This window comes from Segatella buccae ATCC 33574 (assembly GCF_000184945.1).
Taxonomy (GTDB): Bacteria; Bacteroidota; Bacteroidia; order Bacteroidales; family Bacteroidaceae; genus Prevotella; species Prevotella buccae.
Map to the genome: position 1 here is coordinate 2622800 of NZ_GL586311.1, position 26035 is coordinate 2648834.

Annotated in this window: 22 protein-coding genes; 4 read left to right on the top strand and 18 right to left on the bottom strand. The window is 42.8% G+C overall.

Annotated features, from left to right (window positions below; genetic code table 11):
• Together HMPREF6485_RS14245 and HMPREF6485_RS10325 are read left to right on the top strand one after the other, a co-directional pair.
• The coding region (locus HMPREF6485_RS14245) for a hypothetical protein (protein ID WP_004346388.1) at positions 1-250 on the top strand (250 nt) is incomplete at its 5' end.
• Positions 247-1302 carry an IS5 family transposase gene (locus tag HMPREF6485_RS10325; protein WP_004346391.1) on the top strand — a complete coding sequence of 352 codons (1056 nt, stop codon included), beginning with the start codon at positions 247-249 and terminating at the stop codon, positions 1300-1302. The genes HMPREF6485_RS14245 and HMPREF6485_RS10325, both read left to right, overlap by 4 nt.
• 280 nt (positions 1303-1582) lie before the next feature.
• Here HMPREF6485_RS10325 and HMPREF6485_RS10330 read toward each other — a convergent pair whose 3' ends face one another.
• The 15 genes from HMPREF6485_RS10330 to HMPREF6485_RS10395 form a co-directional block, all read right to left on the bottom strand.
• A complete protein-coding gene (locus tag HMPREF6485_RS10330; RefSeq protein WP_004346393.1) occupies positions 1583-2368 on the bottom strand; it encodes a hypothetical protein in 786 nt (261 codons plus the stop codon).
• A gap of 15 nt (positions 2369-2383) precedes the next feature.
• Complete coding sequence (locus tag HMPREF6485_RS10335) at positions 2384-3115, bottom strand: HlyD family efflux transporter periplasmic adaptor subunit (protein WP_004346395.1); 732 nt, start codon at positions 3113-3115, stop codon at positions 2384-2386.
• Entirely contained in the window at positions 3115-5328 is a 2214-nt protein-coding gene (locus tag HMPREF6485_RS10340) for a peptidase domain-containing ABC transporter (protein WP_044126063.1), read from the bottom strand. The genes HMPREF6485_RS10335 and HMPREF6485_RS10340 overlap by 1 nt, the downstream gene beginning before the upstream one ends.
• A gap of 8 nt (positions 5329-5336) precedes the next feature.
• Entirely contained in the window at positions 5337-6017 is a 681-nt protein-coding gene (locus HMPREF6485_RS10345) for a DUF4422 domain-containing protein (RefSeq protein ID WP_004346399.1), read from the bottom strand.
• A complete protein-coding gene (locus tag HMPREF6485_RS10350) occupies positions 6014-6775 on the bottom strand; it encodes a galactosyltransferase-related protein (RefSeq protein WP_004346401.1) in 762 nt (253 codons plus the stop codon). The genes HMPREF6485_RS10345 and HMPREF6485_RS10350 overlap by 4 nt, the downstream gene beginning before the upstream one ends.
• Before the next feature lie 3 nt (positions 6776-6778).
• On the bottom strand, positions 6779-8437 hold the full coding sequence (locus tag HMPREF6485_RS10355) for a glycosyltransferase (RefSeq protein ID WP_004346403.1): 1659 nt from the start codon (positions 8435-8437) through the stop codon (positions 6779-6781).
• Complete coding sequence (locus tag HMPREF6485_RS10360) at positions 8412-9032, bottom strand: lanthionine synthetase LanC family protein (RefSeq protein WP_004346404.1); 621 nt, start codon at positions 9030-9032, stop codon at positions 8412-8414. Before HMPREF6485_RS10360 ends, HMPREF6485_RS10355 begins: the two co-directional genes overlap by 26 nt.
• A 12-nt stretch (positions 9033-9044) precedes the next feature.
• The gene (locus tag HMPREF6485_RS10365) at positions 9045-10271 is read right to left on the bottom strand and encodes a TIGR04150 pseudo-rSAM protein (RefSeq protein ID WP_004346405.1); all 1227 of its coding nucleotides are present in this window, start codon (positions 10269-10271) and stop codon (positions 9045-9047) included.
• Positions 10272-10494: 223 nt separating this feature from the next.
• Entirely contained in the window at positions 10495-13236 is a 2742-nt protein-coding gene (locus tag HMPREF6485_RS10370) for a TonB-dependent receptor (RefSeq protein WP_004346406.1), read from the bottom strand.
• Positions 13237-14100 (bottom strand): GLPGLI family protein, encoded by an 864-nt coding sequence (locus HMPREF6485_RS10375; RefSeq protein ID WP_004346407.1) that lies wholly within the window; start codon positions 14098-14100, stop codon positions 13237-13239.
• A 274-nt stretch (positions 14101-14374) separates the two neighbouring features.
• Positions 14375-14617 (bottom strand): TIGR04149 family rSAM-modified RiPP, encoded by a 243-nt coding sequence (locus tag HMPREF6485_RS13695; protein WP_082231322.1) that lies wholly within the window; start codon positions 14615-14617, stop codon positions 14375-14377.
• Between the two features lie 60 nt (positions 14618-14677).
• Positions 14678-15925, bottom strand: a complete 1248-nt coding sequence (locus tag HMPREF6485_RS10380) for a radical SAM peptide maturase (protein ID WP_004346408.1) — start codon at positions 15923-15925, stop codon at positions 14678-14680.
• Between the two features lie 12 nt (positions 15926-15937).
• Positions 15938-17068 (bottom strand): UDP-galactopyranose mutase, encoded by a 1131-nt coding sequence (gene glf, locus HMPREF6485_RS10385; protein ID WP_004346409.1) that lies wholly within the window; start codon positions 17066-17068, stop codon positions 15938-15940.
• Positions 17065-18024, bottom strand: a complete 960-nt coding sequence (locus tag HMPREF6485_RS10390) for a UDP-glucuronic acid decarboxylase family protein (RefSeq protein WP_004346410.1) — start codon at positions 18022-18024, stop codon at positions 17065-17067. The genes glf and HMPREF6485_RS10390 overlap by 4 nt, the downstream gene beginning before the upstream one ends.
• An 11-nt stretch (positions 18025-18035) precedes the next feature.
• A complete protein-coding gene (locus HMPREF6485_RS10395; RefSeq protein ID WP_004346411.1) occupies positions 18036-18446 on the bottom strand; it encodes a hypothetical protein in 411 nt (136 codons plus the stop codon).
• Positions 18447-18937: 491 nt separating this feature from the next.
• On the opposite strand from HMPREF6485_RS10395, the gene HMPREF6485_RS10400 reads away from it, so the two are divergent.
• Positions 18938-20659, top strand: a complete 1722-nt coding sequence (locus HMPREF6485_RS10400) for a hypothetical protein (protein WP_004346412.1) — start codon at positions 18938-18940, stop codon at positions 20657-20659.
• A gap of 197 nt (positions 20660-20856) precedes the next feature.
• Here the strand turns inward: HMPREF6485_RS10400 and mobC are convergent, their stop codons facing one another.
• The 3 genes from mobC to HMPREF6485_RS10415 form a co-directional block, all read right to left on the bottom strand.
• Positions 20857-22860, bottom strand: a complete 2004-nt coding sequence (gene mobC, locus HMPREF6485_RS10405; protein WP_004346414.1) for a conjugal transfer protein MobC — start codon at positions 22858-22860, stop codon at positions 20857-20859.
• 84 nt (positions 22861-22944) lie between these two features.
• Complete coding sequence (gene mobB, locus HMPREF6485_RS10410) at positions 22945-24225, bottom strand: conjugal transfer protein MobB (protein WP_004346415.1); 1281 nt, start codon at positions 24223-24225, stop codon at positions 22945-22947.
• Positions 24222-24635 (bottom strand): plasmid mobilization protein, encoded by a 414-nt coding sequence (locus HMPREF6485_RS10415; RefSeq protein WP_044126405.1) that lies wholly within the window; start codon positions 24633-24635, stop codon positions 24222-24224. Before HMPREF6485_RS10415 ends, mobB begins: the two co-directional genes overlap by 4 nt.
• 362 nt (positions 24636-24997) lie before the next feature.
• On the opposite strand from HMPREF6485_RS10415, the gene HMPREF6485_RS10420 reads away from it, so the two are divergent.
• On the top strand, positions 24998-25996 hold the full coding sequence (locus HMPREF6485_RS10420; protein WP_004346417.1) for an IS110 family RNA-guided transposase: 999 nt from the start codon (positions 24998-25000) through the stop codon (positions 25994-25996).
• Positions 25997-26035 lie beyond the last annotated feature (39 nt).

Below are 26035 nucleotides of genomic sequence, written 5' to 3' on the forward strand. Positions count from 1 at the left end.
TAGATATTGGCAAGAGCAATGTAGGGTTGGCGCCTTTCTCTATGCCGGTGCAGGATTCGTTCGACAGCTGCCCACCTCGTTCCGTCCAGCAAAGGAGGAAGTCATGGGCATTTGTATCAATAGGCGGAAGGGGTATGTCGAACGATATTCTATAAAGTGGACAAAAACACCGACAGGCTTTGAGACCTCTGCAAAACTATCACCCACGGATTTGTTCATGTCAGAAATAGTTATTACCTTTATATCATGAAACAGAAGCCATCCTCTCCCAGTCTTGCCGAGCTGCTCCTCGGTCAGCGCAAGGTCAAGCAGACCTTCTTCTCCCAGATAGACAAGATAATCGACTGGACTCCCATACGAAGCATTATAGAAATCGCCTATACCAAGGGCAATAAATCAACGGGTCGCCCGAGTTATGACAGCTTGGTGTTGTTCAAGACCGAACTTCTGCGTACATGGTATGGCCTGAGTGACGGTGAGGTTGAGGATCAAGTGAACGACCGCCTCTCTTTCAGTCGTTTCGTCGGTTTGGGCATGGAAGACGCTGCTCCCGACAGCACGACAGTCTGCCGTTTTCGGAACACACTGGTGGAAGCCGACCTATACGATGCGGTTCTGGGTAAAATAAATCGTCAGCTTGAAGAGAAAGGTGTTATCGTCAAGCGCGGTGCCATCGTAGACGCAAGCATTACGGACACTCCTCGTCGTCCCCGTGGGCGCAAGGAATATGAGGTGGTGGAAGACCGTCATGAGGAGGACGGCCGAGAAACCTCGCAAGAGGCAATGCTCAAGGAAGTTGTCAAATCCAATGTAGATGCAGAAGCCCGTTGGGTAAAGAAGATGGGAAAGCTTCACTTTAGCTACAAGCGTCATACGGTAACTGATGAGAATGGGTTGGTTCTGGCCGAGGAGACAACGGCTGCCAACGAGAGCGATATCAAGTATCTTGAAACGCCCTTGAAGAAAGCCGACCTCCCACAAGGGACACCTGTCTATGCCGATAAAGGCTACGATTCGGCAGAAAACAGGAAGACACTCGGAAAGATGAAGCTTAAAAGTCGCATCATGCACAAGGGAACCATGGGTAAGAAGGTTACCAAAAGGCAGCAGCGTGTCAATGTTGCCATCAGCAAGATTAGATACAAGTTCGAGCGCACCTTTGGTTCCATATGCAGGTGGTTTCTTGGAGGGGTAGCAAGATATGTGGGACTATCAAAGACGCATGCGCAGCACACGATGGAGGCTATGGCATATAGTCTTTATCGAGCCCTTGGGATAATTGTGTCCAATTCTCTCAAATAAAGGAGGAATACCAGACGAAACAAGGCTTTAGCTGCCGTTTTTTACCTAATATCCCGCTGTTTATCACTTTAATGTATTGACAGGTAAAAATGAAGAATCTCTAGGATGGTTTTGCAGAGGTCTCGCTTTTTCAGAACCATACGCAATCGGATTGCAATCAGCTTGACGCAACCCTTACAAGTTGGGTGGCGAGAATTATCCAGTTTCCAGCGTACTGCTGCTAAAGAAAATTTCACGAAGACAAAAAGGCTAAATACTTTCGATGATTTGGATTTTAACTCTAATGCTTTAAGGGATGAAATAACATATTCTGCAAGTTGCATTTCTCAATCTCCTCAGAACTATAAACCGGTCTATACCGCATCGTACCATCATTTACAGCATTTTTATGTGGAATGTAAAATTTCCGAATAAACCCGTCGGGTACAAATTCCCCATCCCCTCCAAAATCGCCAATCCTGAATCCACCATGATATAGACATGTGGTAATCAAAATTTCGGAATGTGCCGAATAGCCCTTTTTCTGACAAATATCCAAATATGCCAATGCCTCTTTTGAGTATCTGCATATAGGATTAAATCCCTTTATACATTTGTTTAAATCATTAGGTAAGTTGTTGCCCATATACCACCAGAGCCAACTCCTGTTCTTATCTGCATTAAATTTTTCAACATGGCAACTTAGAAAGTCATAGTCATGTAGATTTTTATGACAATCGTCCATCAGGATGGACCAGTTTCCAGTAAATTCCACATCGTATTCAATAAACCAGTAAAACTTATATAAAGGATTGTCGATGAAGAAGCGTAGGACAGGAAAATGACAGCTCCCCGGGAGTAAGGTCTCTTCCATCGGATTATAGCCCAATTCATTTATGGAGTTGCCATCAGTAAAATAACATGTAATGTCATCAGGAATTTCCCATGATTCTCCTTCTTCCATATTCACAAGAAGTATGACGGCATACCTTTTTTTGTCCAGTTCGCTATTTAATCTTCTGTATTTTTTTATCACAGATCCATCAACAAAATGTGTAGACAGAAGAATAACTTCTCTATTGGTCATAAGCACTCTCTATTATTACTTATTTTGAAAGTTCATAATTTTATCCTTGAAAAAGTTCTCAAAAATTGTCCGCTCTGTTATTATCAGCTTTGCATCCGTATGTACATTCCAAACTATTGAGCTTGCCAGCTCTCGTGGTGTTGCGAATTCCAAGGTTATAGCGTATGTACCGTTATTTGGATTTGCGTACTCTGCAATTGAAGTTACTTTTCCTTTCAAAGCTATATCGTTTATGCTTGATTCAACAGACATCCCAATTGTAACTTTCTTTTTCAAGCCAACAGGAATTGATGCTTTGGCGATAATCTTCTTCCTGATGGAGTCCACAACAAAAAAAAGCCCTTCTCCCTCATTCACATAATCGTTTTCTTGAAATATACCACAAGGGCGGACGCTTCCGGAGAGAGGAGATTCTATAGATAGTATACCAGCTTTATCTTCATGGCTGATGGCAATTTTCAATAAGGTGTCGCCCTTATGTATATGTCCGGATTTCACATTCAGATCAATAATTTGGCCGGAACATGTAGCTTTGACTTCTGTCATAAGATTGACATTTTTTGCCACAATAGGGATGGTTACTGTATTAGGGTATTTTATGAAATAACTGGCTGTGAACACGAGCAAAACAAAACTGAGGATGACAGAAATTCCCACACGCAAAATAGCTGGCGGAATTTTCCCCATCAGTTCCTGCACTTCCTCGCTGCGCAGTTCTATATTTGGCAATTGCTGTCTTTTTTCCATTATTGGCCCAACTCCAACTGATTTTTAACCAATGTATAATAATCTCCCCGTTTTTCAACAAGTTCCTCGTGTGTACCTATTTCCACGATATGCCCTTGCTTCATTACCACTATCTGGTCCGCATCTTTCACCGTACTCAACCGATGGGCCGCAATCACGACCGTCTTTCCCCTATAAAACTCATGTAGATTATCCATAATGGCACGCTCATTGGTGGCATCCAAAGAATTGGTCGCCTCGTCAAAGAAGATGTATTCAGGATTTTTGTAGATGGCACGCGATATCAACAACCGCTGACGTTGTCCTTGGCTAACACCGGAACCTTCCATTCCAATCTTGGTATTGTAGCCTAATGGCAGTTCGGATATAAATTCATCGGCATTGGCCATCACCGCTGCGTGGTATAATCGCTCCGTGTCGATATCATCCGTATTCAAAGCAATATTATTGGCTATGGTATCTGAAAAAATGAAACTATCCTGCATCACACTTCCGGTCTTGCTTCTCCACAAATGAGGGTTGATAGTGTTGAGACTAAGACTGCCTATTTTGATATTGCCACTATTAGGCTGATAGAAACCTTGCATAAGCTTGATGAGCGTTGTCTTACCGCTACCGCTTTCCCCAACGATAGCTGTAACCTTATGCTCCGGTATGACAAGGTTCACATCATCCAGGGCATAGTTCCTTTCTGAACCATCATAGCTGAATCTCAGATGGTCAATGCGAATGCTCTTGTCTTTTGGCAGAATGGAGGTCTTGAAGGCGATGTCTTGTTCCTCGTCCTCCTGTGCATGTATCTCATTCAGTCGCTCAAGGCTTATCTTGGCATCCTGCAATGCTTGGGCAAAGCCAATGAAGTTACCTATAGGTGCTGAAATCTGACCAATGATATAAGTAAGCGACATCATCATACCGAGTGTCATCTGTCCTTCTACTACGGCCCTTGCAGCAATGAATGAAATAAGGATATGCGTTGATTGTGTAAAAAACGCCGTACCCGCCTGCTGTATCTGTCCGATTGTCAATCCGCGTACACTAATATTGAACAGGTTTACCTGCACGCGTTCCCATTCCCACCTCTTTTGCTTTTCACAATTGTTGAGCTTGATATCCTGCATTCCCTGTATAAGCTGGATAATCTTGTTTTGTTCTGTCGATGCCTGATTGAAGCGCTTGATGTCAAGTTCCCGCCGGTATTTCATGAAATAGAGGATCCATGACACATAGAAAGTATTTCCTATCAGGAATATTGTTAGAATCTTCATATTATAGTAAGCCAAGATGCTGGCAAAGATAATAAAATTGGCTGACGAGAAGAGGATACTGAGAGAATTGCCCATCAAGAAACTTTTGATGCGCCCATGATCACCGATGCGCTGCATAATATCACCTGTACGTTTTGTATCAAAGAAATGCAGGGGCATGTTCATCAGTTTGATAAGGAAGTCGGAAATGAGCGAGATATCTATCCGTGAATTAACGTGCAGTAGAATCCAACTACGGATATATCCAACACAAAGTTGTGCCAGGAAGATAGTTAGCTGAGCTATGAGAACCAGCGTTATCAGGCTGAGATTCTTCTCTCCAATACCCCAGTCTACCATAGCCTGTGTCAAAAAAGGGAATATGAGTTGCAACAGACTACCCACCAACATTCCAAATAATAACTGTACAAATTGCCCCTTATAGGGCAGAAAGTATTTAAGGAAGAAAGAGAGGCTGTGCTTTTTTGCATCCACCTCTTCTTCCCGTTTCCCAAAATCGACACCGGGTTCAAGCAGTAAGGCTGCCCCTTTATCCATATTGCCAGATTTCGTGCTCAGCCAGCATTTCAGGAACTCTTCTTTAGTATAGCACAAACGCTGAGATGCAGGATCTGATATGTATATGTTGTATTTTTCTTTACGCTTTTTCTCTATTTTGTAGCAAACAACAAAATGATTCTGATTCCAGTGAAGGATACATGGGAGTAAAGCTTCTTTTGCCAGCTGCTCAAAAGTAATACGGACTCCTATGCTTCGAAATCCAATATATTCTGCTGCATCACTGATACCGAGCATGGAAACGCCTTCCCTGGAAATGTAGCAATGTTGGCGCAACATTTCTGCAGAATACTCTTTGCCGTAATGTTTTGCAATCATCCGCAAGGACGTGGGGCCACAGTCAGCCGCATCATGCTGGAGATAATGTGGAAAGCGTTTTACATTCATCCTTTTCCTTACTGATTAAGGGTTTGCACGCTTACCAATTTCATGTGGTTCACAAGATAGGCACTGATTATTCTTTCTGCCAAAAAAGAAATTGCCCTCTGCTGGTAGTCTACTTGATCATATCTGAAGTCCCGTTCAGCCTTTTGCCTATAGTTCTTTGGATCCATGTTCAGGCCGTTTTTCCTGTCGAAAGCAAAAAGGATGGGAAACAAGAATTCACAGAGCGCCTCAAAATCCTCATAGCACATGACAAAGCAACAGAATGGAATAAAGACGGTGGCTTCCAGAAGATATTTGGAGTAAGCATTTTCTGTTCCGTACCTTTCATTCAGAATCTCGATGATGTCATACATGTCATTATAATTATGGGCCAATCTGTAATACCGTTCAACTGTATATCCCATATTTGCAATCCGCATGACTTGGCATATACCAGGCTCTATATCCATGACATGTGTAAATATCCGGCGATAATGACAGAACCCGATAACTTTGCTGTAGATTTTATTTTTCCATACCCAATAGAACGTCGTCAGTTCCGAATAGAACTGGTTGAGTTGGTTGATGTTCTTACCCTGTGCGCAAAGGTCATTTCCCTTGAACAGACGGAAGGTTTCATCCTCTTCCAAACCATACTCCTTGATCTGCTGATCGTTGTGGTAAGTTATCCATATCGTCAAGTCTTTCATACTGCAAACGTTTTTATGTATTCTGATAATTCTTCTTTATTCATACTGCATACCTTCACCAGCTCTTTTCTCGTTTTAATGGCCGTTTCCTCATCGAAGAAGCGTGAGTTTTCATTTCTGGGGTGATACAAATGATATGCTTTTCCTTTTTCAGTCCATTTGACCTGGTGTCCCATTATTTGTACTCGTCTCAGTCTCTCAACATCTTCCGGTCCCCAACCAGTAAAGTGTTCATTTTCCCCACCCAGTGCCAGGTACTTTTGTCTGTTCACGAAAAAGGCACCGCCACAAAACGGACGATTAAAGACAGGATTCAAATTTTGTTCCTCCAAAAACAACAAGTTGCCCTCCTTGATCAATTCATTACTATGTTCTGGAGAAAGCATAACAAATTCACCACTATAAGGGTAAACAAGTGTACAGCCTGCTTGTACTTTTTGGACAGCCTCTCCGATTTGTTGATATGCTGTCACTACATCGGTATCCCATATAGAGGCGATTTTTCTGTCTGCCCTTTTCAAAAGCATATTGATATAATGGGTACGATGAAATAGAGGGTTAGAATCCTTCACAAAAATATATTCTATATTTTTATGAAAATAACTCTTGTCAACTTTTGGTTGCACATCCGCCTCAAGTACGATAATCTTAGCCTTCAGCTGTGTTAACCAACCAAGGACAAAATTAAGATTACGCTGACGTTCATGACTATCAATGCGAAGAGGTATGATAAAAGTACAGGTATTGCTTAAATTCATTACTTATAGATTTAAATTGTATATTTTCAGTGCAGTTTGCATAAGTTCTGCTTTGTTGATGTACTTATTACGGTCAATGCCCAAATTGACCCCTAAAGCATGAATATGCTTGATGGTTTTTTCTACCCTTGTTTTATAGAAGCCTGCATTCTTCAGTCCTTTCAGCAACCACTTTAAAGGAGAAAGTTCAAAGAGGGAAGAAAAAGCATTTTTTCTATCTTCCTCAATGACATCATATAACCAATCGATATAATATATCAAGTTTTCTTGAAGTTTCATAGAAGTATACAATTCGGTCTTGTCTTTTACACCTTTTAAAGTTTCAATCCTCCACCACAAATAACATCCTATGCCTGTAAGGCCAACATAATCCATATCAAGTACTGGTCTTCGGGCAATGAGGCGAATAACTTCGCTATCAAGATATGGCATGAAGTCCTTTGAAAGTTCACCAACTTTTGTTGTAGGAGCTGCAAATATTTTTTTTATAGAATTTTTCATATGATCAACACAATACCTTTTTTGGAAAAGTTGCAGCAATTTCAGAGAGGAATGTTCTCTTAACTGGTCATTATAGATAAGGGCCGTCATTTTATCTGCCAGTTGTTTCACAAATTCATCTGGCTGAAAATTTTCCTCATCAATATGCACTAAGCACTCTGGAGTATAATCCATCATCTCCCCTAATCCCGTTGAATCTGTTGCAATAAAGGGGATGCCGTGAGCCATCATTTCTATGGCGGAATAACTGCATTGCTCGTGAAATGAGGGTTGTACCCCAATTGTAGCACGATGATAAAACTGTTCCAAATTGTCCTTAGATAGCTTTCCTGTAAATGTAATATTATCCCATATCCCTTCACAAAGTGCCAGATATCGACTAAAATCGCCATCCCCGACCAAAGTTAAATGGATGGTCTTATCATGGGCAATAATCATCTTGGATGCCTTGATGATGTATTCAATGCCCTTGATTTTATCCAGACGACCAACGAATAATATTTCTTTCTGTATGCCTTTTACATTGCTGTGTTGGATTATTTTCTCGTCTTTATACATTCCATTATACACAAGATGGAGTTTTGAACCATCCATTTTGTATTCATTCCTGAGTAAATTGTACGTAAATTTAGAGAGGACTATCACGTCATCACAGATCGAGAGCAAACGTTTATCATGCTGATAATTGCTTCGTATGTTTTCTTTCATTACATCTTCAATATCGTCATCGCAAATTAGCTTTCTGAATCGTGTAAGATTGCCGTCTAAGCTGAAACACCAATCAAAATAGTGTATGGTATAGACAATTCGGCAAAACATGTACTTTGCCTTAACAAGTCTCATTAAGTCAAAATGCAGACTGTAGTTGAAATGAAAAACCACCACTTCTTCTTCGCCCACATACGGGCTAAGTAAGAAGAGAATACTTCTATAATAGGCAATGGCATTATCGTCACCTCGAACCGAAGGAATACGATAATGCAGATTGTCTTCTTCATCCTTGCTAATAGAAAATTCACCCACATCTGAATGGATGTCAAGAAAGGACAATTCGTATTGTGGCAGGCTGTTTCGAAGACAAAATGCTATCTGCTTGATGTATGTGCCTATCCCATACGCCGCTGCCCGACTGGCATTATTGACAAGAAAATATTTTATCATATGAACCCTTAATTAGATAATATGCACTACCGTTATCTATGCCTGCATCTTTTCCTAAATATTCTTTCATTTTCCATACAGGTGGCCTCAGGCTATCTATCAATGAATTTTGCACAACACCCCCGTTAAAATGTCTTTGTATGTTGGCTTCAAGTTCTTTCAAATAATCATTTTTTAAAGAAATACATTCTTGGTCGATAATGGATAATCTTGTCCTAATATAGTACAGTATTCCCAAGGCACCTTTCCGAAAGGAGAAATCTTCCATTCTCCTCGGATCTACACTCATGATTCTCTTGTCTATATCAAAAAGCAAATCATTCAGATTGTCCTTGAACATTCCTGCCTTGTACAATAGTGAGAAACCAAGTCCCAAACCGGCAAGGCCATTTTCTATACCTATGTTTCCATCACAGTAGTCATCAGAAGTCTGGAGAACGTCTCTTGCATAATCACAAACAAAACGATTATCGTGAGTTACTCCATAGCAATAAAGAGCTAGAATAATTCCCATTCTTCCATGATAAAGACTTTTGTCAGACATCAGAGCCATTTGTATGGCCAAATGATTGATAAAATTTGTTATTGTTGGCATGACATGATCAATTTAAAGATGGACGTGACACAAATTCTGCCTGTTTAATACCCTTTCGTAATTAGATGGTGGCGGACACAAATACTGATAGACGCAACTACCGCATGGTTCTGCCGAGCGAGTCCATCTCCATGCCGTATTTTGTATCATTTCATAGTTGATGACATCTATGATTCTGTCTCTGTTCAAGTTTCCTATTGTTTTTGCATTGATGTTGGCCTTTATCTCTCCATTAGAAAGAATGTACAGGCTTCCAAAAGAATTAGCATTCAATTTCTGATTGCGGAATATCTCGCGCATGGAAATGCGTTTGGCGACAATGTCTTCTTTTGACAGATACACATTCTCTTCAAAAAAATGGATGTTTTGTCCATTATAATACGGGTGAACTTCAAAATTCTCTATTCCGAGTTTAGACATTGCTAACTCCAATTCATCATATTGGTCATCATCCTCCACAATAAGATGAAACATCACCTCTTTTTCTTTCATAAGAGCATATACCTCATTAAGCCTGTCCATGTTTACAGGAGCGTTAATGATTAGATGAACATTTTGTTTGTCAACATAAAGGTTTTCCTGATAGTTCAAATAGTGTATATAAAAATTAAGGATTTTCTTTGCATTTTCGTTGGCGATATTGAAAACTTCCAAGCTTTGATACTGATAGATGTTGCCGCCGGTAATATTTATTGTACGCACAGGGTAGTACCTTATTTGGTGCAACAGGGTTACTAAGGAGTCTTGTGATAAGCTCCCTTGTGAATCTCCTTTGCTACAGCAAAAGAATTGTTTGCAATAGTTCTGGCAGTGCTGACATTGTTGCTGACACGAATTATTCAAGACAATATTTACATCCAACAGATATTTGCTGATGTTTCTGGCAAGAAACAAGTCTACATTTTTCTTATCCCTGATTTTTTCCACATCAAGATTCAAGGAAAGAATCGGCAGTAGGATAACAGGCTTCATTGGATGTTTTCCCTTTTCCAGTATATTTCCCATTCCAGTTGATATGACCTTGTCTATAAAATCCTTGACAATTGGGCTGTCAACATCAGTTTGGCTCAACTCCACAGAGCCGCTGTTTCCATCTGCATAGATTGCACGAATAATATTTATTACTTCCTGTGACTCTACGATTGTACTTAGCCCTGTATGTGTATCGTACAACAGCATCTTATTTGTCTTGAAGCTCACATATATATATGACTCAAGATAGAACCAATATTTTTTCATTATATATTCAAGTTTATATTATCAAGAAATCTCCGCATATCTTGCTTTGCATATTTTAAAGTGAGTTATTATATTCGTTTCCTGTAGCTTATCTGATAGATATGAATCAGGAATCATACGAAATATTTCTTTTACATCTTATTGATGATGCTTTAGAAATACCTATTATAGCCAAGATGCCTATAGCTAAGGAAGTCATGCCTTCGGTTCTTTTTTCCCTATACTATAGGAGTTTGAATCTTACCGTCCCGAATATGTTGAAGGGTCGCAGCTGCGAGGTGGTGCTATAGATGTCGAGGCCGCTGTAATAGACGCGTGTGTACTGACGTTGGTTGAAAAGGTTGTTGGCCTGTAGCTCTAAGTCAACATGCTTCAGTTTGTATTTGACCAAAAGGTCACCGAACCAAGCGTGGCGGTTCTCGGCAGTTAAGTTGTTGTAGTTGTCCTCGACTGTGGTGGTGAGAGTAATCTGCTTGGTGATATATGCATTCAGCTTGATGCGCTGGGTGGCGGTGCGCATGGTTTGTGCCAGGTCTTCGTTACCGCTGTCAGTAGCCGAGACGTTCCACGCATAGCCGCTGCTCACGACGATATTAAACCATGGGAGTGGGGTGATGGTGCCGCCTGCGCCAATACTGATGACGCGCGAGTGAAAGGGATAGAGCTGCCAGGCGATAAGCCGTTCACCCTTGCTGTAACTATAACCGCCGAAGGCACGGATGTTGGATTGCATCTGGTCGAACCCCTTGCTGCCATCAAAGCCGAGACTGTAACTGTCGGTGGCAGTCTTTTTGTCTACGGCCTGGATAACACTTGTCGCACCCTCGTAGCTGTAGCCATAGATCTGGTTGTCGCGTGTATGGCTGTAGTTGGCGTTGATGCGGAAGAAGGTGGCATTGATGGCACTGCGATAGCCGATGGTTGCGCCCGCTCCGAGCCGGTCGGTCTCTGACATTTGCTCCACATACGACCGCTGGAACGAGCGGTAGTTGTTCATGATGTAGCCATTGTAGATGCCGCCCGGATCGCCAACATTCTTGTAATAGGATGCAGTGATGTTGCCACTCCAGTCACGCCATTCATAGCTTGCCGACAACGAAGGCGAGACGAGCAGATGGGTGTAGCTGCGCTTGTCGTGGCGGATGCGGTCGTCAAGGGTCTGTGTATACAGGTTTAACGGACAGCTGAGCGAAAGTCGCCAGCCCATCTGCTCAAACTTGTATTGCTGGCCGAGGGTCAGCTCATAGATATTATACCACAAATCATTCAGCAAGGAAGGCTGTCCTGCCTCATGTCCGCCGTCCGTCATCGGAGGAACAAAACCGTCAAGATCAGTCTGCACACCATGCAGGCTGGCATTGGCGATAATCCCATAGTTCAGCGAGAAAGCACCGGGGTTATACGCGTAGTTGGTATGGAAGTTCCCGGCGATATGTCGCGATGTCAAGTCCTGTTCATAGCGTGCCGATGTGGCCTGTAGCAGCGAGTCAACCTCAACCGTGAGCGTGTTGGGGCGTTGGGCATAGCCTGCCGAGAAGTGCAGGTCAAGCGTATTCTTGCCATAATTGCGGATTATATTCAGCGTGTTACTCACCAAGAGGGTGGGACGGTGGAAATGCTGACTGACGCTGTTGTCACCATAGTTCACGGGCTGCGCCCCGGTGAGTCTTGAGGATAGCAGGCTTGACACGTCGTCGCTGTTCCATCCAGCGTCAAACTTGATGACATCGGCCGTGAACCCGTTCTCTGCATTGCGGCAGTAACGCAGGTTCGCGCTCAGGTTGTCTATATGCGTCTCCGAAGTCAACGTCTCACTGCTCAGCAGGCGCTGGCTGTCGCTGAAAAACCGGTCGGATTCTGATATGCCCTCCTGACGGATGCGGTCATGATGGTATGCTACATTCATGGTCAGTTCCGTGTCACCGCCCACTTTTTCCAGATGGTTCATCGCCACGACGTGCGAGTGATTGTCGAACGTGCGTTTCTGCGGCAGTCCACTGCCCGACGGCATTTCCGCACCTATCGGACAGAAAGGGAAAAGTCCTACGCTGTTGATGCCGGAATAGTATGATGACAGTTCCTTCGACACATCCTCACCGGTATTGTTTCCCTTGTAGAGCGTCATGTTCTGCCGCCGTTTGGCAAAATACATGCCCACTACCTCTGCTGTCCATAGCGGATTTCGTCCGATGGCGGTCTGCCCGTCTGACAGCGGGCGCATTCCCACCCCCCATCCGCCAGCCTGCTGTACACCGCCACCGAGCATAGTGTTGATGGCAGCTGTCCCCTTGGCCGAATCTTTCAGCTTTAGATTGATAGCCACATCTTCGGTCTGCGTGCGGCCCTGTAGTGCTTTCACGGGCTGGTGATTCTCCAGCACCTGTACCGTGGCCACGTCCTGTGCGTTGACATTGTTCGTGGCCAGCCCGTAACGGCCTTGAAGCAGGTCCATGTCCTCTACATAGAACTTCGTAATACTCTTTCCGTTGAACTTGATACCGCCGCCCTCAGACACCTCGATACCCGGCATATGCTTCAGCACGTCGCCTATCGTGCGGTCGCCCTGCTGCTGGTAGGCTCCCACGAGGTAGTTGATTGTGTCGCCGCTCTGCCGTATTTTCTGTGCGCGGACGCTGATCTCCTCAATCTGCACCACCTGATCCTTCAGCCGGAAGTCCAGCCGCTGCGAGCGGTTGGCTACCGTCCTTGACTGCCGGCCGACGGCCAGCCCTGCCGCCGTCACCGTCAGCGAATCGGCGTTGACCTGTATCTCCAGTCTATAGTATCCCTTGTCGTCCGTGTCTGCAAAGCTGAGTGTGGTTTCCGTACCTTTGACAGCCGCCGTGACATATGCATTTGCCGCCTTGCCCTGCGCGTCAAGTACGGTGCCTTCGATGATTGTCTGCGCCGCTAACCCGCCACACACGATGACGAGGAGGCCAAGGATGGTCGTTAACCTTTTCATCTACTCTTTTTCTAAAGGCTCGAAATTCTTTATTTTTGACCTGCTTTTCCCTTCCTGGCTCATCCAGCCTATGGCATTCCAGTAGTCCTCATTGTATTTGTTCTGAAGCTGCCAGACCCTCTTACGAGTGGATTTGGGATATAGCTTGTCAGGGTATTGGGATATCTTGTAAGTGCCACGCTCAATGGCCACGGCCTCCCATACGTATAATCTCTGCACGTCATATACCTTGAGAATGCAGCCAGGCAAGCCTCCGAATTTCCACGGTCCTCCTTTGATGGGTACGTCAGCGGCAAACCACGCTACGAAGTCACGACCGCGAAAGCGGCATGTGGCTTTCTGGCATCGATGCCCTAGAATGGTCTGCTGCTCATTCGCTAATTGCCATTTCATCTGTGGGTAAGGCTCCGTGTAGCTGCTGTTATCACGTTCAGCCCATAAGGGAAAGCAGGCGTACTCCTTCAGCTGACCTGCATGGATAATATAGTCGGAGAAAACCAGTTCGCTCCAATGTTCTTTATGCTCTCGTTGACCACCCATGAAGAAGCTTTTGGGGACATTCCCCTTATGACCTTTCTCCTTTTTCCATTTGATGATTTCTTTGTCTGACAGATCAAGAAACTCGCTGCTGTACTTGCTTACCCGTTTGCCCACCTCCAGTTTTCCGAGGTCGATATAGGTGTTCTCGTCCTTGATGTCTTTGGCGTTGAGTGCGTAGAGCACCCGTACACGTGCGGTGTCGATCACTATGCATTGGTCGTAACCGCGTTTCTCGCGGCCTGGTACGCATCCATTCCTTTTGGGCTGCGCAAAAAGCAGACAGGGGCATGCCGCGATAATCAATGTCAATAATATCCGTTTCATAAGCTTCAATTGTCTTGGGCGACTTCAAATGCCCCGCAAGCAAATAGACTGTTAACCTGTGGGGCATTAAGATAGTCATTTCAGGTGGGTTCTATTAATTAGCTTTGTCAGATATCGATACTATCTTCGAGGTTAAATTGCAAGTGAACGAAGGAGTTATGCGGGCATAACGACTGAGTGAACGGACAATTTAAGCCGAAGAGAGTCCGAAAGATGGCAAAACGTAATCCATGATTTAATGATTTGGTTTCAGTGGTAATTAATAGAACCCACCTTAAGCATGATTCTGAATTACAACTCCTAATCCATAGTCATCCTTTGTAACCTGGTTGCACCCATAGGACGAACTTGTGTCATAGCCGTAATTGGCAGACATGTTTGCACTTGTGCTTGATCCGCCACTATTTGCATATGCACAACTGCAACCACATGAGTTACCGCCAATGATGGCATTCATCTCCTTTTGTCGCAGCCCCTCTGCGGAAAGAGCATTTAGTTTGAAACGTTTGATTTTCATAAAATTTTTAGTTTAAAATGTTAATAATTGAGTGAATTGAACGTATAGTTACGCTTTTAACTATAGCGTTATGATTTTTTCCATAATCTCACGATATACCTCTGGATGTTCACGTATAAATTGAAACTGCTGTTGCTTAAATAGCTCCATCATAGTATCGTTCATAAAGCCATAACATACAGGCTTATTGTCGACATCCTTGAGATTGAAAAGACATTGTATGCATGAAGGTCTGTTTTTGCAATGAGAACATTGGCTTTCCATCTTATGATAATACTCATTATATTTCCGTGCAATTCCTACAGGATCTAACTCTATGCTAGTTCCTGTAACATACCCAAGTCCGAATTGATGTCCTATCCTCTCACATGGGAGAATCTTGCCATTAACCGTTACAAACATTTTTTTTGAAAATGGCAAACAAGTTCCGGTCGGAATATACTTAATATGTTCCTTATCAAAAAGCAAATCTGTATAATCACGATAATAGTTGCCGCTATACTGATGAAGATATAGGGCTAAGCTCTTATAGCTGCTTATACCAATGAACAAGTCTTTCTCAATCTCCTCATAGTGTTCTGACTGATGAAGACTTTCCTCTGAATTCCTATATGTGTAATTGAACTCCTCTATTTTTTCGGGACGGATACCAGAGTTGTTTAGTTCACTAATCGTTGGTATCTTACCGTATCTGTCTTTGAAAAATCTATAAACCTCCTCTACTGTACTCCGATTATGAAATACGGAGTTGAAACTTATATTTTTGTCAAAGTAGCCGGAATGCTTTTCACGTAGTAAATCTACGTTTTTCACGACCCGCTCAAAACTACTGTTGCCATGATGGTCCACTCTATAGCTGTCATTTTTTTCATTTCCATCAAGACTGATGAGAATATGGAAATCATGTTCGACAAGATAATCCATGTATCGATGCAGAAGAATTGCATTGGTTGTCATGGAAAACAGAAACTTCCTGCGAGGACAGACCAATCGTGTTTCTACATATTCAACTATTTCTTTGATAAAGTTGAAATTCATCAGCGGTTCACCCCCATAGAATGAGATGTACATAAAACTCTCTGGTGACGTGTTCCGCTCCGAATTCCAATATTGATTGAGATAATCAAACAGGCGAATAGCTTGAGACACTGACAACATTTTATTTTCTCTTTTGTCGAAATCACCATAAAATTCTCCATATGCACAGTATTTACATTTCAAATTACATGCATCTGTTACCTCAAAAACTAACTGAGGTAAATTTGCAAGATTGCTCAACACATGTTCTGGTGTGATATATTCTGTCATAGCTTTATATTATTAGCTACATTTATTTTTCCAATATGTTAATGCCCGCTCAATTACCTGGTGCATATCTAGGTACTTGTATTCAGCCAGTCGTCCACCAAATATAACATTCCTCTCAGTTATGGCAAGTTCCTTATATGCGTCATGCAACTTATTATTTACATCATCATTTATTGGATAATACGGTTCACTATTTGAGTTCGAAGGTCGTATCACGGGATATTCTCGCGTGATAACTGAGCAGTTAGAGTTTATCACTTCCTTATTGTTGATATCAAAGTGCTTATGCTCAACGATTCTTGTATAAGGTATTTCAAAATCCGTATAATTCACAATGGCATTTCCTTGATAATTGCTATTATGAATGATTTCATTGTCAAACCTGAGACTTCTATATGAAAGATGCCCTAATTGATAGCCAAAGTATTTGTCAATAGAACCTGAATAAACCAGTACAGACGCAAGTCTGTCAAAATAGTCCTTATTCTTAAAGTAGTTACAATTGGTTTTACACTTTATGCCATCCAATAGGGCATCAATTAACTGGTTGTAGCCGCCCTCGGGTATGCCTTGGTAACAGTCGTTGAAATAGTTGTTGTCATACGTAAAGCGTACAGGAAGGCGTTTAATGATGAATGCTGGTAGTTCAGAACATGGTTTACCCCATTGCTTTTCAGTGTAACCCTTTATCAATGTCTCGTAAATATCATTGCCCACTAATGCAATGGCTTGTTCCTCCAGATTAGAGGGCGCAGCATGACTACCCATATCGCCTATTTGTTGCAGAATTTTTGCCATTGCTTCTTCTGGCCTGACCACGCCCCACATCTGATGGAAAGTGTTCATGTTAAAGGGCAAATTGAATATTCTACCTTTATAATAAGTAATGGTATTTAAAGTAAAACGATTAAAAGGCACAAAGGAGTTGACGTAATCCCACACCTCCTTGTTGCTGGTATGAAATATGTGCGGCCCATATTTATGTACAGTGATGCCTTCAATATTCTCACAATAAACATTGCCTCCAAGATGCGAACGCTTGTCTATAACAAGACATCGCTTCCCGTGCAATTTTGCTTGTTGGGCAAAGACAGCATTAAACAAGCCTGCTCCAACTAAAAGATAGTCATATTCCTTCTTCATTGGGCAGCCTTGTGTTTGAAATATTCGACAGTCTTTTGTATTCCTTCATGCAGCCCCACTTTTGGCTCCCAGCCTGAAAGCATATTCTTTGCTAAACTTATATCCGGACACCTGTGGCAGGGATCATCAACCGGCCGGGGAGCATAGGCCAATGCTGACTTTGAATGTGTTAGTGCCTTTATGCAATCAGCTATATCCTCAATAGTTCTTTCATCGGGATTACCGATATTGACTGGCCCTGTAACATTGTCAGGTGTACCGGACATCCTCAGCATCGCCTCTATCAAGTCATCCACATATTGGAAAGAGCGCGTCTGTTTGCCCGTACCATAAATTGTCAATGGCTTGTCCGTCAATGCCTGCATGATGAAATTGGACATAACTCTCCCGTCATTTACAGCCATATTGGGGCCATAAGTGTTAAAAATACGGATAATTTTCACCTTTACGCCATACTCACGGTAATAGTCCATACATAAACTCTCCGCACAACGCTTGCCTTCATCGTAACAAGACCTTACGCCTACGGTATGCACATTGCCATAGTAGGTCTCAGATTGGGGAGTTACGGACGGATCCCCATAAACCTCACTGGTAGAAGCCTGCAAGAACCGGCATTTGTTTTTTCGCGCAATTTCGAGCATATTGATAGTGCCCTCAACCGCTGTCCGTGTTGTATAGACACCATTTCTCTGATAATGGACGGGAGAAGCGGGACATGCCAAGTTGAATACCATGGATATGTCATTGATTTCATACGGGAAAATAACGTCATGCTTGATGAAATCGAAACGAGGAGAATCCATCAGTTTTTCGATATTGGACATACTGCCTGTATACAGATTGTCCAAACAGACAACAGAATAGCCGTCGTGAACCAACCTGTTACACAAGTGACTTCCAATAAAACCTGCACCGCCCGCAACCAACACTTTTTCTTGAAATCGCCGCTCCATGATATATTCAATTACAAGGTAAAATCGCCATTATATGTATTGCCGTCAACAACAATCTGGAGAATATAGGCACCTTTGCCCAGTCCATTTAGACTGACGGTTCCATTTATGCCACCAACCATCATCCCCCCCCTAACAACTTCTTTGTTCGAGTTATAAATGTAATAGTTTAAGTTTACGCAACTATCTGCATTGGCATTATCGAAATATAAAGATGAAGCCGTTGCATCTAAATATACACTTATTAGGCATGGCATAATAAACGGTGGGGCCCGATGTGTTTTCCCGTCATGTCCCAATGTGTATCCTGCAACATACGACATCATGATCCGTTCATGTAGACTATAATTTGAGGCAAATGCGGTTGAAGCGATGCATGACAGCAGGGTTATGACAAACAGTTTTTTAATCGATGTTTTCATCTTCTAATCTTTTAGGTTTGGATGCAAAAATAGTGTTTTCTGAAACAGGATGAAAACATTTTGTGTTCCATCTCGCCCCACGTACAGTTAAAGAAAGTTAATATTAGTTGTAGGAAAATCAAAAGTGCTGGTTGTTAGGTATTTATGAGCATGCAGGAGAGTTAATTTTCTTATAAAAGAACAAAAATAAAGTTCGATTGTGGAACGCGATGGAACAACACGAAAATGAAGATTACTTGTTGTGAATGCAAGAAAAACGTATCTTTCCTCTATAAAACCGAAAATAAATGCCCGTCTAGATAATTCAAAACGCCCGGTATTCGAGCACTTGCTCCACATCCGGTGCGTACAGGACCGTCTCCAAATCTATGCTGGCCTTGACATTTTTCCAGTCACAAGGGTAACCGTCAGGGATTTTATTTTCGGTTTTTTATTCCCACTGGCTTATAAATCACAGCTTTTATGTAAATTTGCACAAAAAGTGTATTGGCATGAGAAAACTATTCTTGTTGTGTATCATATTGACGATGTGTTTATCTTGTGATAATGAAAGAAAACTGACAGATAAATTCCATCAAATCAAAAGGGTTGGAAACAGCGACCCCACTCTGGCACTGCGTATGTTGGACTCAATGAGTATAACTGTGCGTACAGAAACTGAACATATACAGAAGGCGTATGATCTGTTGGATGTGAGGCTACATGACAAAGCCTATATTCCGGCAATGTCAGACTTTAAAATCAGAATGGTCGTGGACTATTATAACCGGAAAGGAGATAATACTGAAAAGCAGGAAGCCTTCTATTATGCGGGAAGTGTGTATCGAGACTTGCATGACATGCCCAGAGCCTTGGAGAATTTCCTACGCTCTGCCGATGAATGCAAGCGAGGTTTGTCATTCGACACCTTGATGTTGAGAAATACCTATTCCAATCTCCACGCCCTCTATTATAAGGTGCAAAATTACCATCAGGCATTGCAGATGGCACAGGCGGAAGAACACATTGCAAGAAAAATTGGAATGTTGGATGCCTCGACCCTGCTTCATGCGGGAGCCTCCCTCATTCGCTTGAAAAGGTATTTAGAGGCAACAGAAAAATTTTCAAAAGCGTTCGGATTAATAAAAGACTCCAAGTGTATCCCCTATCATGAGGACTTATATTCTTTACTTTACCATTTTTCGGTAATGCGATTACATGCACTATCAACAGATTGCTACAAATTTATAGAACAGCAAAGTGGCGGCCAACCACAAACATCAGACGACTACTTGGCATTGGGAGAATATTTCATGATAAGCAATCTCTCAGATTCGGCCATAGTTTATTTCCAGAAAGCATTGAACGATTCCTGTAGTCTACAAGGAAGATATGATGCCAGTAAAATGCTCTATACCATTTATCACGGGCAAAGAGACTATAAGAAAGCAGACTATTATGCAAATGCCTTTGTAAAGATGACAGAAAAGTTGGATTTAGGTGGAAGACAGCAATTGGCTGCCACGGTAAACAATGAGTTCCAATATCACAGGGACAAGATTCAAGAAGCGGAAATCTTCAGGAAGAACGAATCCTATCTGCAGCTTATTTTTGGAATCATCATTTTTTCGGTTCTTGTTATCAGCTCACTGATCACCATGCTATTTTATCGCAGAGGGAAACGGTTACAAACTATCATCAAGAAGAACAGGATGCTTGAAGAGTCAAGGATAAAAATTGAAGAGTTGAAAAAAGAGGTGGAAGACAGCGAAATGAATCGGCAGGCACTAAATGAGAAATTGAGATGCACACAGGAGGAAGCAGCCATGCTAGCCGCAAAAATCCTGCAAAGTGAAGAGGAACTCCAACAAAATAGACACCAATTGTCAGAGAAAATCAATCAGAACAAGGAACTGATTATGCTCATGCACCAATCGGAGTTTGGCGTGAGGGCAAAAGACGTGATTCAATCGGTTCGTCTGTCATCCGAAGGCAGGCGTCATTTGTCACCAGAAGAATGGATAAGTTTCCAACAAGCTGTCGATGAGATTTTTCCTACATTCAAAGATTTGTTGGTCCATAATCTGGATAGGGTTAATGAGGATGAAATGCACGTATGCTACTTGATGCGCATTGGGCTGGCCAATCCGCAAATTATAAACCTTACCGGATTGCCCCGTACCACCGTTTGGAGATGGACTAAAAAGTTTGACTGGATTTTAACATCCCTGTAGTATTTTTGATACTTGGTAAAATCACATAATCAAATGTTTACAAAATCCTAATATTCAAATTATAAGAGACTATTTATTAACGGACAGGAATGTGTAAATTTCCATAAACTCACGATTATATTTGATAATATCTATATTCTCTTTGCTATGTCTTCGAAATGTTGTAAGGAATTTGTAAGATTGCCTTAATGGCAAGATTATTCTTTGATAAGATGCTTCAATTCTGGGGCATTCTTAATTCGCTCTATTTCGCTTTCCACGAATGCCAATACTTCTCGTTTAACACATTTATAGTTGGCTTCGATGGTCTCTTTAAGATTGTCGGAGCCATCTTTGTTTTTGAAGTCTGCTATTACAGGAATGGGCTGATAGGCTTTCATCTCTGCAGAAACCTTGGCACTATCCACGACTATTTCCGCATGGAAAATCTTCTGGTCGATACGCTCGTCGAAGTTGTCGGACACAGCCCCTACGAACATACCCTGTGTGAGGTTGGAAATCTTACTTGCAGGGATAAGGCTGTCCATTTGCGTGGAAATGGAGGTGGATTTGTCGTTTCGATTGATGGTCATGGACTGTCGTTGCTGAAGTACCTTACCAAACCGTTCGGAAAGCGTCTTGGCCGTCTCACCAACTACCTGCCCGGAAAACACATTGCCTACTGTGTTTTGTATCACCTTGCTCTCCTTATCTCCATAGTCACGGGTGAGCTGTGAAAAGTCCTGAAAACCCAGACACACTGCTACTTTATTACTTCGTGCAGTGGCAATCAGATTGTCCAAGCCACGGAAGTAGATTGTCGGCAACTCGTCGATAATCACTGAGGATTTGAGTTGCTTCTTCTTGTTGATGAGCTTCACGATACGGCTGTTATACAAACCAAGTGCAGCCGAGTAGATATTCTGACGGTCGGGGTTGTTACCCACAACAAGGACTTTCGGCTCATCAGGATTGTTGATGTCGAGCGAGAAATCATCACCCGTCATCACCCAATAAAGAGCCGGCGAAATCATGCGTGAAAGCGGTATCTTGGCACTGGCAATCTGTCCCTGCAACTGGTCCTGCGCTCCACCCTCCCAAGCGTCCATAAAGGGAGAAAGGTAGTTGGCAAGTTCATCATAGGAAGTGAGTATCGGGAAAATCTGTGCATAGGGGCGGTTCAGGAACTCTATGGCGTGTGGAAATGTGCAATACTTTCCGTTCTCGTAGATTTTGAGGAACCAGATTATGGCAGCGAGCAAGATAATCGGGGACTCCACAAAGAAGTCTCCCTGCTTCTGAATCCACGAGCGGTTGAGATTGAGCATAATCGTATAGGCACTCTCATAGGCATCCGATATATCCGTCATAAAGGCTGGATTGATGGGATTGCAACGGTGGCTTCTGCGTGGGTCGTCAAAGTTAATCACAAAGAACTGTGTTTTTACCTTGTAAGCGTCCAAATGCTGGAGCAGGTGATTATAGGCAATCTCGGAAAGGTCTGGGAACTTGTAGTCGTAGATGTACATGGCAAAGCCTTTCTCTATCTGCTGCTTGATGTAGTTGTTCACGATAGCGTAGGACTTACCAGAACCCGGTGTACCGAGTACCATTGAGGCACGGAACGGATTGACTACGTTAATCCAACCATTGTTCCACTTCTTCTTATAGTAGAAGCGTGTAGGAAGGTTTACCGAGTACTCATTTTCCATTAATCGGGTTTCCTGCATAAAACTCTCGTTCTCTGTATTGAAAACATCGTCCATCAGGTTGTTTTTGAGTAGTCGGCTCATCCATACGCCACCCATCAGCAGACAGATATAGCCAACGGAAAGCGTAAATATATAGAGGGAAGCTGCCCCGATCTTGCCGATGGGCAATACCAGTAGCCACCAGTTGAGAAAGAAAAAGACAAAGCCTGAGAAAAGCACCGTCCAAATCTTCGACCATGTGATTTTCTCCTCTTTCACACCCTTTGTCCCCAAGCAGGAGAGAGCAAGGAATACCACACAAAAGAGTTTTGTCCAGAGGATGGACGAAAACAATCCTGTGGTACGCTGGAAATTCATCAGTATCTTATCAATGATTCCAAGTGTGAAGTGCCACTGCTGAAATGCCTCGTAACAGAACCAATAACAGTTAACGAGGAGGAATATCACTGAAATGCCCCTCATAAAGTCCATGACCTTACCTAATGCTCTTAAATCATCTTCCTGTGCCATAATTATATTGTTTTTATATTTGTTGTATTATCGTTATTTGAATTGCATTTGAATGTTGTTCAAACAAAGTTTGAAATACCTTACCTATCTTTTCTTTCGTCTAAGATTAACCTTATTTTGTCTACGGAGTTTACGCTGCCAAGCCGCTTCCTTCCAATCATCATTGCCCGTAGATGTGAAAGAGTCACCCACCATATCCTCGATAAGTTCATCGACAAGGTTGTCCCCCTCTTCCGTATCTGATTGAGAGGGTTGAACAGTTGGCGATGGTTCCAAGTGTACAGACGTACTGCCATACAGCGTTTCGTCCAAGAATGGGTTTTGCGTAGGATTGGAAAAATAGCCATTGAATACATTGGCGGCATATCCCTTGCCCAATCGTGAGCCATTGAGTGCAATGCCCTCTTCATCGTCAATGAAAGTGATGCCATATATTCGTCCGCTTTCGTTCTTTCGGATTGTCACACGCAACCCCTGTCCCTCCAATCGTTGCCGAAGTTCTTTCTCCGTATTGGGAGAGGTACGCATTGTTTGTAACACCTTGTTCCTGACGTTTGGTATCAGTGGTTTGACGGCTTGTCTTGATTTCTGCATCCTGTTCTGTACGGCAGTATAGCCCACACCACGGCCGATGTCTGAGGCATGGATGGGTGTGCTTACTTTATTGCCCTTGCCATCTGTCGGAACATAGACAAGTCCGTCATATTTCTTTCCCCGAAACTCTGTTTTGATTTCCTCTACGGCAAGGTTGTATGCAGAAAGGATGGCATTCAGCTCGCCCAAGGAGCAGAAGCGATAATGCCCCAGCACCATGCGGAGGGCACTTGCCACCTGCTCCTTGATATTCCCTTTGCTGAGACCTATCATGGGCGTTTCTTTCTTCGCCTTGTCAGTAACCTTTGAACTTAGAATGAGACCAAATTTCCTTTCCAAGGCATCGGTAATCTGCTTGCTCCGCCGTTTCTCGAAACGGTCGTTGAGCTTTCGCCCTTTGCTGTCTACTCGAAGCGACACGATGTGTATATGCTCACGGGCAATGTCATTGTGCTTGAACACGATGTAGGGCTGTTTGCCATAACCAAGTGCTTCCATATACTCCTTGGCAATCTGTGTGAGTGTTTCATCGGATAGTTTCTCATCTGGATGCGGATTGAGGGAGCAATGGAACACCGTCTTTTTTGTTCGGCATTTCTCAGGGATAAGTGCTTGCATATCGGCAAACACCTCTGCCATCGTATAAGTTTCCTCTTTGTTTTGATACAAGCCTTGGGCAAGAAGAATGCTTGCTTCCTCTTTCTCTACTTTCTTGAAGTTGTAACCCAATGCCCCTCCAAGGTTCTCCGTTGCAGAAATCTTGGCAATCATTTCTTACGGTAGTCTATGGTAAGACTGATAGCCTGCTCCTGCAAGGTGATAATTTGAGCCGATAAATGCTCCAACTTTTCAAGCAGTATCTGTGCAGTTTTTACGCTATGATAGCTGTTGATAGCACGCACGGCTTGGTTATACAGCACGCCAATCTTGTGGATCTGTGCCGTCAGTTCGGAGAGCTTTCGATAATATTCCACGGCGGATTTATCCACCGTAATCACCTTGAAACTCTCCCCAAGAATGCGACCTCGCACGAAGTCCGACTTGGTTTCCGCACCTGATTTATGGAACAAATCAATTGCCCGTTGCTGGTCTTTCGGGTTGGGCAGGCGTACATGCCAATTGTCCCATCGTAGCTTTTCTGCCGCCTTACGTTCTGAATGATGTTCCTCTTTCTTATCCATATCCATTTTTCTTTCTTATTACGACTTTGGAGTAATTCATCTCCCCTTTCGGGGCAAGGGTCTTTGTGGTACAAACGGCGGTTTGTGTTACAAAGACACACCTTGCTGTTACTTTGTAGAGTCAAAGAGCTATCGCTCCAGTAATAATTCTGATAATAATATTTTTTCTTATGATTTAGACTTATCTTTAATATGCAGCTGCGGGGTGAACATAACACCTTGCTAAGCTTAAAGGCTTTTAATTGGCATTTGTCCCTGTAAGCTGCCTTTATGTTGCCAGGCACCAGTTAGGATTTTAGACATAAGGTCTATTAACAGCTTTAGTTGCAAGCAACTCATTTTTAACTAACAATTTATTTATCATGTTGTACGAAAATTATGTTGGCATTGATGTTTCCAAATTGAGTATTGATGCCTTTATCAGAGAATCTCGTATTCATCGCCAATTCAGGAATGAAGAATCCGGTTTCAAACAGCTTATCCGATGGATTAAGGAGCACATTGGAGAGGGTTGGGAATCGCTGCTTATTTGCTTTGAACATACCGGGCTCTATTCTCTTTCCCTCGCTCTGTTCCTTGAACGTGAACACATTACCTACGCTATGGTTCCTGCGTTAGATATCAAACGATCGTTGGGTATTACCAGAGGGAAAAACGACCAGATAGACGCTAAGCGCATAGCGGAGTTCGCCTATCGCTTCAACGATAGGGTAACGCCGACATCACTTCCTGCCGAGGATATAAGGAAACTTCATTCCCTGCTGGCAATGCGCGATAAGATGATGAGAAACATGGGTGGCTATATTACCTCTCGGAACGAATTGTTTAGGGTTATACCAGAGAGGGACCTCCCCGTATTGTCTTCTGTCTATGAGAATATTATCTCTACTCTCAAGGATGAAGTGCATGACCTGGAACGGGAGATAAGGTCTGTCATTATGGCGAACAAAGAATTGAAGAAGACCTTTGAACTTATCACGACAGTTAAGAGGATTGGGTTCATCGTTGCCTCGTTCTTGATAGTGTATACCTGTAATTTCACAAGGTTTGAAAATTGGCGAAAATTTGCCTGCTATTCCGGCATTGCTCCCTTTGAATATCAATCCGGAACAAGTGTCCATGCTAGGACACAGGTAAGTTCCATAGCCAACCAGCAGATGAAGCGACTTCTTCATTTGGCGGCGATGACGGCTATTCATTTTGATGCTGAGCTGCATAACTACTATGTTCGCAGGCAATCCGAGGGAAAATCTAAAATGGCAACAATCAATATCGTAAGGAATAAATTGATAGCCCGTGTATTTGCCATCGTTAAGAGAGGAACTCCATTTGTGGATATACAAAAATATGCCTATTGGTAAAATCCCAATATCAAAACTCTGTATACAAGGGACATCTAT